The 12,624-nt window shown below is 70.4% G+C and carries 7 protein-coding genes; 4 read left to right on the forward strand and 3 right to left on the reverse strand.

Translation table 11 applies throughout. The annotated features are described in order from the left end of the window. Window positions 1-162 precede the first annotated feature (162 nt). Window positions 163-720, forward strand: a complete 558-nt coding sequence (locus QN245_RS19465) for a queuosine precursor transporter (protein WP_317843977.1) — start codon at window positions 163-165, stop codon at window positions 718-720. A gap of 401 nt (window positions 721-1,121) precedes the next feature. On the opposite strand, the gene glnE is transcribed toward QN245_RS19465, so the two are convergent. Next, complete coding sequence (glnE, locus tag QN245_RS19470; RefSeq protein WP_317843978.1) at window positions 1,122-3,983, reverse strand: bifunctional [glutamate--ammonia ligase]-adenylyl-L-tyrosine phosphorylase/[glutamate--ammonia-ligase] adenylyltransferase; 2,862 nt, start codon at window positions 3,981-3,983, stop codon at window positions 1,122-1,124. A 632-nt stretch (window positions 3,984-4,615) separates the two neighbouring features. Between glnE and proP the strand changes: the two genes are divergently transcribed. After that, a complete protein-coding gene (gene proP / locus QN245_RS19475; RefSeq protein ID WP_167088057.1) occupies window positions 4,616-6,097 on the forward strand; it encodes a glycine betaine/L-proline transporter ProP in 1,482 nt (493 codons plus the stop codon). Between the two features lie 451 nt (window positions 6,098-6,548). On the opposite strand, the gene QN245_RS19480 is transcribed toward proP, so the two are convergent. Then, window positions 6,549-8,741, reverse strand: coding sequence for a hypothetical protein (locus tag QN245_RS19480; RefSeq protein ID WP_425612970.1), 2,193 nt, complete (start codon window positions 8,739-8,741; stop codon window positions 6,549-6,551). 411 nt (window positions 8,742-9,152) lie between these two features. On the opposite strand from QN245_RS19480, the gene scpC reads away from it, so the two are divergent. Together scpC and QN245_RS19490 are read left to right on the forward strand one after the other, a co-directional pair. Further along, window positions 9,153-10,673 (forward strand): succinyl-CoA:acetate CoA-transferase ScpC, encoded by a 1,521-nt coding sequence (gene scpC, locus QN245_RS19485; protein WP_317843980.1) that lies wholly within the window; start codon window positions 9,153-9,155, stop codon window positions 10,671-10,673. Window positions 10,674-10,704: 31 nt separating this feature from the next. Then, window positions 10,705-11,868: an AAA family ATPase gene (locus tag QN245_RS19490; RefSeq protein WP_317843981.1), complete on the forward strand. Its 1,164-nt coding sequence runs from the start codon at window positions 10,705-10,707 to the stop codon at window positions 11,866-11,868. Window positions 11,869-12,081: 213 nt separating this feature from the next. On the opposite strand, the gene QN245_RS19495 is transcribed toward QN245_RS19490, so the two are convergent. Beyond that, a complete protein-coding gene (locus QN245_RS19495; RefSeq protein WP_160966529.1) occupies window positions 12,082-12,381 on the reverse strand; it encodes a GIY-YIG nuclease family protein in 300 nt (99 codons plus the stop codon). Window positions 12,382-12,624 lie beyond the last annotated feature (243 nt).

Consider the following 12,624-nt stretch of genomic DNA (forward strand, 5'->3'; position numbering starts at 1 on the left):
GAGCGGCTTCAGCCGCGACCACGCGAGATCGGGAAATGCTCTGTCGCGGCTGAAGCCGCTCCTACGACGCAGGGGTGCGTTGAGATCGTCCACACGCCCGGCATTGGTCATGGTGCGTCCAGGCCGCGATAATGCGCGCCCACCGCTCCTGCCTCGATCGCCGTGTCCTCCGTCGCCGCTCCCTCGCCCACCTTTGCCACATTGACCCCGCGCGCGCTGCTGCTGTCCGTGCTGGCGATGGGCGCGGTGGTGCTGCTGTCGAACGTGCTGGTGCAGTTCCCGATCAACGACTGGCTGACCTGGGGCGCCTTCAGCTATCCGCTCGCGTTCCTGGTCAGCAACCTGATCAATCGCCGCTTCGGCCCGCGCGCGGCGCGGCGGGTGGCCTGGTGCGGGTTCGCGCTGGCGGTGCTGCTGTCGATCTGGATCGCCACCCCGCGCATCGCCGCGGCCTCGTGCCTGGCCTTCATCGCCGCGCAGTTGCTGGACATCACCGTGTTCGACCGGCTGCGCCGCGGGCGCTGGTGGCGTGCGCCGATCGTCGCCACCACCTGCAGCGCGACCCTGGACACCACGATCTTCTGGTCGATCGCCTTCGCCGGCTCGGCGCTGCCCTGGTTGAGCTGGGCCGCCGGCGATCTGGCGGTGAAACTGGGCATCGGCGTGTGCCTGCTGGCGCCGTTCCGCGCACTGCTGTGGCGGATGGCGCCGACGCGGTAGCTGTGTAAGACATCGATAGTGCAGCAATCCGCCGCCTCCACCCGTCGCGGCTGAAGCCGCTCCACAGTGGCGGCGTCGGCGCTGCCGGGAACTGCATTGTGGGAGGGACTTCAGTCCCGACGGCCGACTAGGGCTGCACTCTTCCACCTTCGCGCGTCGCGGCTGAAGCCGCTCCTACAGTGGCGGCGTCGACGCTGCCGGGAACTGCATTGTGGGAGGGACTTCAGTCCCGACGCGCGGTGTCGAACGCGCTGCACTGCGCCATCGCAACGCATGCACACTCCTGGGCAGAGCGGCTCCCACACAGCCTGCCGCTCTCGCGACCGTGGCATCCCGCAGCCCATGCCCATTCGCTGGACAGCAGCCGCAGCATCCTCTCGACGCAGCGCGCCCGCCGCGCCTCAGTGCGCCGCCTCATCGCCTGCACGCCCTTCGACGAACACCAGGTCCAGGGCGGCCGCGGCCTGGCGAATCGCCCCACGCGCCGCGGCGATCTCGGCGGTGGGCGCGGTCAGGCGCGGACGCCGGTCCAGTGTGCAGGCCAGGCCGGCCTCCACCAGCGTGGCGTGCGCGGCATGCAGGCCCGCCGCGATGGACGGTGGCAGCCAGCCGCTGTGCGCCAGCGCGTCGATCAGCGCCTGGGTGTCGCGCGGCGCCAGCAGCGCCGGCTGCTGCGCGGCGTCGAGCAGCACGCCGGCCTGCACCAGGAACTCCAGGTCGACCAGGCCGCCGGCGCCCTGCTTGAGGTCGAAGCGCGCGGCATCGCTGCGGTCCAGCTCGGCGCGCATGCGCGCACGCATCTTGCGCACTTCCTCGCGGAGCGCTGCGGCCTCGCGCGGGCGTGCCAGGGTCTGCGCGCGCACCTGCTCGAACTGCTGCAGCAGCGCCACGTCGCCGGCCACGCCGCGCGCGCGCACCAGCGCCTGATGCTCCCAGGTCCAGGCGCGGTCGCGCTGGTACTCGCGGTAGCTGGCCAGCGACGACACCAGCGCGCCCTTGCCGCCGTCCGGGCGCAGACGCACGTCGATGTCGTACAGGCGGCCGCCGCCGGTGACCGCGCCGAGCAGGGCGATCACCTTCTGCGCCAGCCGCGCGAACCAGCGCCCGCTCTCCAGCGGCCGTGGCCCGGCCGAGGCTTCCACGCCCGGCGGATGGTCGTACAGGAACACCAGGTCCAGATCCGAACCGATGCCCAGCTCCACGCCACCGAGGCTGCCGTAACCGACGATGGCGAAACTGCCGCCCGGCACCTCGCCGTGCGCGGCGACCAGCTCGGCGCGGGCCAGGCGCAACACGGTCAGCACCACCGCTTCGGCCAGCTGCGCCAGTTGGCGAGCGCTGTCGAGTGCAGGCTGGCGCCGATCCAGCGTGGCCAGGGCGATGCGGAAACTCAGCGCCTGGCGCGCTTCGTTGAGGCCGCGCAAGGCCGCTTCCGGATCGTCGCCGGCCGCGGCGACCGCGGCATCGCACAACCGCTGCATCGCCGCCAGATCCGGCATCGGGCCGTCCACGCGGCTGTCGAGCAGTTCGTCCAGCAGCAGCGGGTGCGCCGCCAGCCGTTCGGACAGGAACGCGCTGCGCGCCAGCACATCGACCAGCCGCGCCAGCGCGCTGGGCTGTTCGTCGAGCAGGGCCAGATAGCTGGCGCGGCGCAGGATCGCCTGCAGCAGGCCGAGCACGCGATGCAAGGCGGCATCGGCCTGCGCCGAGCGCGCCGCGGCGTGCAGCAGCGCCGGCAACACCCGGTCCAGGCGCGCGCGCGCGGCATCGGACAGGCTGCGCACACCCAACGACTGCACGAAGCCGCGCAAGGCCTGGTCGGCGCCGTCAGGGTCTGCGAAACCAGCGGCGCGCAGCACCTGCACCTGGCCACCATCGGGCAGGCCGCGCCAGTAGTCGGCCAGCGCATCGGGCGCCAGCGTGCGTTCACGCGGCGCCAGCAGTTCGGCGAACTCGGCAGCGACGCGGTCGCGCTGTACCTGCAGCGCCGCGTGCAGCGCGGCCCAGTCGGCATAGCCGAGGCCGAAGGCGATGCGTGCGCGGTCCAGCGGATCCTCCGGCAGCGCATGGGTCTGCGCATCGCGCAACATCTGCAGGCGATTCTCCACCCGGCGCAGGAAGCGGTAGGCCTGCTCCAGCGCAGCGCCGTCCTCGGCCGCGACCTGGCCGGCGGCGACCAGCGCGCGCAACGCCGGCAACAGGCGACGCTCACGCAAGGCGGCTTCGCGGCCGCCGCGGATCAACTGCAGCGACTGCACCAGGAACTCGATCTCGCGGATGCCGCCGGCGCCGCGCTTGATGTCGTCCAGGCGGTCGTGGCGCGCGACCTCGGCGGTGATCGCTGCCTTCATCTCGCGCAGGCCGTCCAGCGCGGTGTAGTCGAGATAGCGCCGGTACACGAACGGGCGCAGCGCCTGCAGCCACTCCTCGCCGGCGGCGATGTCGCCAGCCACCGCGCGTGCCTTCAGCCAGGCATAGCGTTCCCAGTCGCGGCCTTCGCGCTGGAAATACTGATCCATGCCGGCGAACGACAGCGCCACCCGGCCGGCCGTGCCGAACGGGCGCAGGCGCAGATCCACGCGGTGCGCGAAGCCGTCGGCGGTGGTCTCGTCGAGCAGCCGCGCCAGGCGCTGGCCGAGCCGCGCGAAGTATTCCTCGGCGGCCAGCGCCCGCGCGCCATCGGACTCGCCGCCCTGCGGATAGGCGTAGACCAGGTCCACGTCGGAGGAGAAATTCAGTTCACCGCCGCCGAGCTTGCCGAGGCCGAACACCACCAGCCGCTGCACGCTGCCGTCGGCGGCACGCACCACGCCGTGGCGCGCGGCGAATTCGCCCTCCAGCGCCTGCAGCGCCAGCGCCAGGCAGTCCTCGGCCAAGTGCGTGCTGCCGGCGAGGGTGGCATCGACATCGTCCAGCCCCAGCACGTCGCGCCACACCAGCCGCGCCGAGGCCGCCGCGCGGTAGCGGCGCAACTGCGCCGGCCATGCGGCGGGCTGCGCCGGCCATGCGGCGGGCTGCGCCGGATCCAGCTGCGGCAGCGGCAACGGCGGTGGGTCCGGCTGCGCCAGGTGCGCGAGCAAGGACGGCTGCCGGCACAGCGTGTCGAGCAGGAAATCGCTGGCCAGCAGCGCGCGCGCCAGCGCAGGCTCGAAATCGGGGAAAGATGGCCATGGCTGCGCGGCCACGGCCTGGCGCAGGCGCGCCAGGCTGCGATCGAGTGTGGGCTGCAGGGCGGCGGGAACGGCGACGGAAGCGTTGTGCATCGGTCGATTCTGGCATCCCGGGCGTTCAGGCACATCCAACAGCGCATGCGTTTCGCGGCTCGTCCGAAGCGCCATTGCGTTGTAGGAGCGGCTTTAGCCGCGATAGGCATTCCCGGGAACGCCCCGTCGCGGCTAAAGCCGCTCCTACGGGATGCTTCTGCCTTTCACCATGCAAGGCGTTCGGCATCGCTCCCTCATTGCAACTGCGATCGGCTCAAAGCGACACGCCACCATCCGCGTGCACGCAGCACCACGCGCCAGGCGTGTGTCGAGGCAATGCCCGCTGCGCGTCGGCCGCGCGGTTGAGGCGTCGCAAACACGACGCCGCACGCGCCACGCGTTGCCGCACATCGCCGCAATACGCATCGTTTCACGCCATATTCGCCGCGTTTCGCAGACCCTGCCGCCCGGCCGAATCGGGCGATGGTGTATCATGCGCCCCTCGACGGAGCCCCGCGTGATCACGCGCACCCGCTCCGTCTCTTCGATCCCGCGGCGTCGTGGTGTTGACGCGGCCATCCGGGATCGTGCCCCCGCAGACCAGTGCGGCGCCTCTTGCGCCCTTCCGTCTTGCTTTGCCTGCCCTGTGCGGGCCGGGGGTCATGACCTCACCGTTCCAGACAGGAGAAGACATGTCGGAGTTCCACGCCCATTTCGGATGGTTCAAGCGCCGCCGCCAACTGCGGGTGGAAGAAGTCACCGTCGTCGACAAACCCATGCTCAAACGGGCGGTCGGCGCGGCGGCGCTGGGCAACGCGATGGAATGGTTCGACTTCGGCGTGTACGGCTATCTCGCCGTGACCCTGGGCCACGTGTTCTTCCCCAGCACCAACCCGACCGCGCAGCTGATCGCCACGTTCGCGACCTTCACCGTGGCGTTCCTGGTGCGTCCGCTGGGCGGGCTGGTGTTCGGCCCGCTGGGCGATCGCTACGGCCGGCAGAAAGTGTTGGCCGCGACCATGATCCTGATGGCGCTGGGCACGTTCTCGATCGGCCTGATCCCCTCCTACGAACGCATCGGCATCTGGGCGCCGATCCTGTTGCTGGTGGCGCGGCTGGTGCAGGGCTTTTCCACCGGCGGCGAATACGGCGGCGCGGCGACCTTCATCGCCGAGTATTCGACCGACCGCAATCGCGGCTTCATGAGCAGCTGGCTGGAGTTCGGCACGCTGGCCGGCTACATCGCCGGCGCCGCCACGGTGACCGCGCTGCACGTCGCGCTGAGCGATGCGCAGATGCTCGACTGGGGCTGGCGCGTGCCGTTCCTGATCGCCGGCCCGCTGGGCCTGCTCGGCCTGTACATGCGCATGAAGCTGGAGGAAACCCCGGCGTTCCAGGCCTATGCCGAAGAGGCGGAGAAGCGCGAGCACGACGCGCCGGGCCTGGGCGCGCTGTTCCGCATCCACTGGCCGCAGCTGCTCAAGTGCGTGGGCCTGGTGCTGGTGTTCAACGTCACCGACTACATGCTGCTGACCTACATGCCCAGCTATCTCAGCGTCACGATGGGCTATGCCGAGAGCAAGGGATTGCTGCTGATCATCATCGTGATGCTGGTGATGATGCCGCTCAACGTGGTCGGCGGACTCTTCAGCGATCGCCTGGGACGCAGGCCGATGGTGATCGGCGCATGCATCGCGCTGCTGGTGCTGGCGATACCGTGCCTGCTGCTGATCGGCACCGGCAACGACTGGCTGATCTTCCTCGGCCTGATGCTGCTGGGCGTGGCCCTGGTGTGCTTCACCAGCTCGATGCCGTCGACCTTGCCGGCGCTGTTCTACACGCCGGTGCGCTACAGCGCGCTGTCGATCGCCTTCAACGTGTCGGTGTCGCTGTTCGGCGGCACCACCCCGCTGGTCACCGCGTGGCTGGTCGAGCGCACCGGCGATCCGCTGGTGCCGGCGTACTACCTGATGGGTGCGGCAGTGGTGGGCATCGCGACGATGGTCTTCGTGCGCGAAACCGCCGGCCTGCCGCTGCGCGGCTCGCCGCCAGCGGTCGCCAGCGAAGCCGAGGCGCACGCGCTGCTGCGCAGCGACGAGCCGCTGACCGTGGATCCGACCCGGCCGGAACTGCCGCCGTCGCCGGAACCGCCGTCGCAGGCCATGCCGACCTGACGCCATCGCGGAAGCTGCACGCTGGCCGTACCCGATACGGCCAGCGAAGACGTCCCCGAAACGTGGCGCATCGACGCCACTGCGCCGGATGACGGGATCGACATCCCAGACCACGCCGTCGCACCGTGTCCGCGCTCGCCCCAGCCCAAGAAACAGGCAATAAAAAAGCCCGCTTGCAGCGAACTGCCAGCGGGCTTTGCTCCCTCCCCCACGTCGGGATGCAGGGCGATCTTGGGCGCTTTTTTTGGACATTGCACGCTGCACTGCAAAACGATACCGGGCAGTACATTCTGCGGTGTTGGCGGGAATGGGGAAACGGGAATAGGGAATGGGAACAGCGGGCGGATGCGCGCCTTGTGCATGTCCGCGTATTCCCGGCGCCGCGATGCATTGCCCCACCCTTGGCCGGTGCACTGATCGCGGCGCACGGCACGACGCGTTCGCCGTCGCGCTAGGGCGATGCGGCCGGTGCCGGCGCCTCTGGCAGCCACGCCGGTTGCTTGTCGTACCATTCGCGCGCGCCGAGCAGATGCCATTGCCGTTGTTCGCCGCGCAAGGCCACGCCCACGCCGAGCACGCCCCAGCGCGCATACAGATCGCCCTGCGTTCCGGCGTCGCCGACGCGCAGGCGCGCGCGCAAGGCCACCCGTTCGTTCTCTGCCGAGACCCGATCCAGCCATAGCGCGTCCTTGCGCCAACGCAGCTGACCGCTGGCCTGCAGTTGGCCGGCGTCGGCCAGCTTCAACAACCACGCCGGCGCATCGCTGTGCTGCGCGAACACCGCCAGCACCGGGCCGGCGTCGCGCATCTGCATCTGCACCTGCGCATCGGCCTGCACCGGCGCCGCCGCGGCGATGCGGCCCTGCGGAATGCGCAGCGTGGCCCACCAGTCGCCTTGCTTGGGCTGGGTGCCGTAGCGCACGCCCTGCAGGCGCAGCGTGCTGCCGCTCAGATCGAAGCGCTTGTCCTGCAGTTCGGCGCGGCGCAGCCGCGCGTCCAGGTCGAGATCGCCGGCCAGTTCCAGGCCCGCGGTCTGCAGCCGCGCCTGGCGGCCGAGCACGCGCACGCTGCCCTGGCCGACCTGGCCGGACGCGTCCAACTGCAGGTCGCCGCTGAGCCGGCCGTCGCCACCGAGCACGCGCACCTGCGCCGCCGGCAGGTAGCGGTTGTAGGCACGCAGGTCGGGCACACGCGCGTCGGCGAAGCGCAACCGCGCCTGCAACGAATCGCGCAAGGTGGCCAGTGCGCCATCGCCCTGCAAGTCCAGTTGCAGGTTCTCGCCTTCGACGAAACTCGCCTTCGGCTCGGCCAGCGGCGCCAGCACGAAACGGCGCATGCGCACATCCAACTGTGTGCGCGGCTGTTCGGCGCTGCCGACGATGCGGCCGACCGCCTGCGCCTTGCCGCTCAGCCGCACGCGCATGATCTCCGCCACCGCCTGCACGTCGGGCACGTCGAGACGGCTGCCGGGCTGCAGCGCGCCCTGCCGCAGCAGCAGATCGGCGGCGACGTCGCCGCCGCCGTCGAGCTGGAACCAGGGCTTGCGCACCAGCAGGTCGCTGATCCAGTTCAACGATTCGAAATGCCAGCGCCCCTGCACGCGGCCGGAGGTGCGCGGCAGCAGCGCCGCCGGGTCGGCGAACGGCACCTGGCGCCCGGCGATGCGCAGGTCGGCATCGAGCATGCTGCGCGGATCGACCTGGCCGGGCAGGCGCGCGCGCGCGCGGATGCTGTCGCCCTCCACGTCCAGCAGCAGCGCCAGCACGCCGCGATCGGTGGCGCCGACGCCGGCATGCAACGGCACCCGCCAGTTGAGCGTGCTGCCGGGCTGCAGCGCGCCGCGCAGCAGGTGCAGATCGGCCTGAATGTGACCGAGCCCAGGTTCGGTGCTCAGCTTGGTGGTGTCGCCGGCGGTGTCGATGCGCAGCGCCACGCTGCGTCCGTGCACGCGCAGCGCCAGGTCGGTGATATCCAGCTTGCGCAGCCCCGGCGCCTGCGCGCGGTAGTGGCGCGGGAACGAGAAGCGCGCGTCCAGCGTGGCCTGGTCGGCGATCTGGCGCTTGCCGTAGCGCACGCTGGCGTCCTCGAACACGATCTGCGAGCGGAACAGTTCCGACGGGCCGCCGCGCAACTGCTTGAGGAAGCCGACGGTGCCGTGGCCCTTGCCCTCGATCGCCAGCTCGCCGAAGCGCGCGCGCTGCAGCGTGCCGCTGTGGATCGCATCGAAGCGCAGGGTCCAGCCCTGGTCGCTGGGCGGCGGCGGCGGGATCATGTCGTCGACGCGGTCCATCTCGCCGATCACGTTCACCGCTTCCATCCACGGCAGGCGCACTTCGCGATGCAGCAGCGGCAGCAGCGCGATGCGCGCGCTGACGCGGTCGGCGCGCACCTGCCAGACGTTGCGTTGCACATGGCCGCGCATGCGCACGTTCCAGGCGGTGATGAAGCCGGGCAGCACGGTGAATGCCGGCCCGGTGTGCATGCGGAACTTCTCCGGCTTGCGGTTGGTGGCCAGGTCGAACAGCGGCGTGTTGAGGAACACGTTGCCGGCCAGCAGATACAGCAGGTACGCGATCAACAGGCCGCGCAGGAGCAGGCGCCAGCCGCGCGGCAAACGCCGGTAGCGCGCGTGGACGGCAGTCAGTGGGCGAGTGAGGAGCGGCACCGCCGCACTATCGCCGCGGCGCGGCGTGGAGAGCGTGAAAACGGCACCGCCGCGCACCCGGCGTTGCGCGGCGGTGCACGCATGGCCGCCAGATCGCATCCGTTGCACCGGCGGCGCGCGCGCTGCGTCCCGCCGTCGCAATGCCGGGCTCCACCAGGAGAAGGGAGAAGCCAGAACCCCTCTCCCACCGGGAGAGGGGTTGGGGTGAGGGTCCGGTGCGCGCAGCGCCGCACACATCGCGCAGACAGTGGCGTGCGTCCGCATCTCTGCGTTTGGTGGCGCACGCATGGGCTGCCGCGCGACAGGCGCGGAAAGTGGGGACGCACCCCAGGGCGGGCCGGGTCCCGATCCGCGATAATTGCCGTCCCCTTCCCACGTCATGGTCGCCGCATGTCCGCCGAACGCATCCTCCATCCCCGCCTGCGCGAGCGCATCGTCAGCGCCGAGGCCGCGGCGGCGTTGATCCAGCCGGGCGAGACGGTGGCGATGAGCGGCTTCACCGGCTCCGGCTATCCCAAGGCGGTGCCGATGGCGCTGGCGCAGCGCATCGAGGCGGCGCACCTGCACGGCCAGCCGTTCAAGATCCAGCTGATGACCGGCGCCTCCACCGCGCCGGAACTGGACGGCGCGCTGGCCAAGGCCGACGGCATCGCCCTGCGCATGCCGTTCCAGTCCGACCCGGACGCGCGCCAGCGCATCAACGCCGGCAGCCTGGACTACATCGACATCCATCTCAGCCATGTCGCCCAGCACGTGTGGTTCGGCTTCTACGGGCAGATCGACACGGCGGTGGTGGAAGTGTCCGGCATCCGCGAAGACGGCAGCCTGATCCCGTCGACCTCGATCGGCAACAACAAGACCTGGCTGGACCTTGCGAAGAAGGTGATCGTCGAGGTCAACGACTGGCAGCCGGCCGGCATCGACGGCATGCACGACGTGTACTACGGCACCGCCTTGCCACCACACCGCAAACCGATCCCGTTGCTGCATGCCGACGACCGCATCGGCGAGCCGTCGCTGCGCTGCGACCCGGACAAGATCGTGGCGGTGGTGCGCACCCACGGCCCTGACCGCAACAGCCCGTTCACTGCGGCCGACGCCACCAGCCAGCGCATCGCCGAGCACCTGATCGCGTTCTTCCAGCACGAGGTCGGCAAGGGCCGGCTGCCGCCCAACCTGCTGCCGCTGCAGTCCGGCGTGGGCAACATCCCCAACGCCGTGCTGGCCGGGCTTGCCAGCAGCGGCTTCCGCGATCTCAGCGCGTTCACCGAAGTGATCCAGGACGGCATGCTCGACCTGCTGCGCAGCGGCGTGCTCAAGGTCGCCTCGTGCACCGGCTTCGCGCTGAGCCCGGAGGCCAACGAGGAGTTCAAGCGCAACATCGATTTCTACCGCGAGCGCATCATCCTGCGCACGCAGGAGATCTCCAACCATCCGGAACTGGTGCGGCGGCTGGGCTGCATCGGCATGAACGGCATGATCGAGGCCGACCTGTACGGCAACGTCAATTCCACCCACGTGATGGGCAGCCGCATCATGAACGGCATCGGCGGCTCCGGCGACTTCGCCCGCAATGGTTTCCTGTCGATCTTCCTCAGCCCCAGCACCGCGAAGAACGGCAGCATCTCGTCGATCGTGCCGATGGTCAGCCACGTCGACCACACCGAGCACGACGTCTCCATCATCGTCACCGAGCATGGCTTGGCCGACCTGCGCGGCCTGCCGCCGCGGCAGCGCGCGCAGCAGTTGCTCACGCACTGCGTGGACCCGAGCTACCGCGCGCAGCTGCAGGACTATTTCGATCGCGCCCTGCACGCCAGCTACGGCAAGCACACCCCGCATCTTCTGCCTGAGGCGCTGTCCTGGCACCAGCGCTGGCTGGACACCGGCACGATGCACGCGGGCGGCTGAGCGGGGCGCCGACAGTGGGTATGCTGCGCCGATGCTGACCACCCTGGCGGTTTCCTCCTATCGTTCCCTGCGCGAGCTGGTGCTGCCGCTGGCCGGGCTGACCCTGATCACCGGGGCCAACGGCAGCGGCAAGTCCAACGTCTATCGCGCGCTGCGCCTGCTCGCCGACACCGCCCAGGGCGGAGTGATCGCCGCGCTGGCCCGCGAAGGCGGTTTGCCGTCGGCGCTGTGGGCCGGCCCGGAGACGCTGAGCCGCGCGGTCCGGCGCGGCGAGCATCCGGTAGAGGGCACGGTGCGGCAGCAGGCCGTCGGGCTGAAACTGGGCTACGCCAGCGACGCGTTCGGCTATGCCATCGACCTGGGCCTGCCGATGCCCTCGGCCTCGGCCTTCGGGCTGGATCCGCAGATCAAGCGCGAATGCATCTGGGCCGGCCCCTGGCTACGCCAGTCCAACCTGCTGGTGGACCGCAACGGGCCGGCGGTACGTCTGCGCACCCAGGACGATGGCTGGACCGATGCCGGCGCCGGCATCGCCAGTTTCGACAGCGTGCTGGCGCAGTTCTCCGATCCGCGCGCGGCACCGGAGATGCACCAGGTGCGCGAGAACATCCGGCGCTGGCGCTTCTACGATCACTTCCGCACCGACGCGGCGGCACCGGCGCGCATGGCGCAGATCGGCACGCATACGCCGGTGCTGAGCAACGACGGCGCCGACCTCGCCGCGGCCATTCAGACCATCCTGGAGATCGGCGATGCCGACGGCCTGCATGCGGCGGTGGACGATGCCTTTCCCGGCGCGCGGCTGACGATCGAGGTGCATGCCGGGCGCTTCGACCTGGCGATGCATCAGCATGGCCTGCTACGGCCGCTGTCGGCGGCGGAGCTGTCCGACGGCACCTTGCGCTATCTGCTGTGGATCGCCGCGCTGCTGAGTCCGCGTCCGCCGGAACTGCTGGTGCTCAACGAACCGGAAGCGAGCCTGCATCCGGACCTGTTGCCTGCGCTGGCGCGGCTGATCGGCAGCGCCGCGCGGCAGGCGCAGATCATCGTGGTCTCGCATGCCAGCCGGCTGATCGCGGCGCTGGAGCAGCAGCCCGATTGCCTGCACCACCTGCTGATCAAGGAGCACGGCCAGACCGACGTCGCCGGCCTGCGCGCGCTCGACCGCCCGGCGTGGCATTGGCCCAGTCGCTGAGGCGGGGTGTGCCTCGCGGGCGTGCCTGCTGCGGATAGCGGCATGCCTGGTGCGATTGTCGAGGCGTTCGAACGTATCGCGTCGGGACTGAAGTCCCTCCCACAGTGCAGCCATCCTCCATCCGGACATCTGCGCGAACGCCCCGCGCCCTTGTAGGAGCGGCTTCAGCCGCGAGAGGCGTAACCGGTAGAGCCGTCGCGGCTGAAGCCGCTCCTACACTGCTGCGGATTCGGCGGTCGGTTGCGGGCTGTCGGACGCCGGCGCGGACAGGAACGCCAGCTTGCGGCCACGCGGCAGCTGCTTGAGGGCGTATTCGGCACGCGAGGCAGCGGCGCGGTCGGGATAGGCGCGGCTGGCCAGCAGCCGCACCGGCGGGTTGGCGCGGGTGTACTTGGCGCCGGTGCCGCGCAGGTGCGCCTGGAAGCGTGCGTGCAGGTCGGGAGTGATGCCGGCGTAGTAGCTGCCGTTGCGGCATTCGAGCAGGTACAGGAACCAGGGCGTGTCGGCGGCCATGCGCCCATTATCGACGTGGCGGCCGGATTCGCCAGCAACGGTGTCGCCGGTGCGCTCACGCAACCGCGGTCGCCTTGTTGGCCAGACCATGTTGTCGCGCGCACCTGGCGAGCCTGGCAAACGATCCCTGCTGTGTTCCCAAGCTTCATCACTACCCGACGAACGCATGTGCTGTCGTGCCGCTCCTCGCGCCCGCGCTGAATCGGCGACAACAGGCTTTAACGCGCTGCGAACACCTTGCCA

The sequence above is a fragment of the Xanthomonas rydalmerensis genome (assembly GCF_033170385.1).
In the GTDB taxonomy this organism is placed as follows: domain Bacteria; phylum Pseudomonadota; class Gammaproteobacteria; order Xanthomonadales; family Xanthomonadaceae; genus Xanthomonas_A; species Xanthomonas_A rydalmerensis.

What these genes read in the sequence shown, in the direction of transcription:
- scpC (WP_317843980.1), top strand. Translation starts at nt 9,153, where the DNA reads ATGTCCGCCGAACGCATCCTCCATCCCCGCCTGCGCGAGCGCATCGTC.
- glnE (WP_317843978.1), bottom strand. Translation starts at nt 3,983, where the DNA reads ATGCACAACGCTTCCGTCGCCGTTCCCGCCGCCCTGCAGCCCACACTC.
- proP (WP_167088057.1), top strand. Translation starts at nt 4,616, where the DNA reads ATGTCGGAGTTCCACGCCCATTTCGGATGGTTCAAGCGCCGCCGCCAA.
- QN245_RS19495 (WP_160966529.1), bottom strand. Translation starts at nt 12,381, where the DNA reads ATGGCCGCCGACACGCCCTGGTTCCTGTACCTGCTCGAATGCCGCAAC.
- QN245_RS19490 (WP_317843981.1), top strand. Translation starts at nt 10,705, where the DNA reads ATGCTGACCACCCTGGCGGTTTCCTCCTATCGTTCCCTGCGCGAGCTG.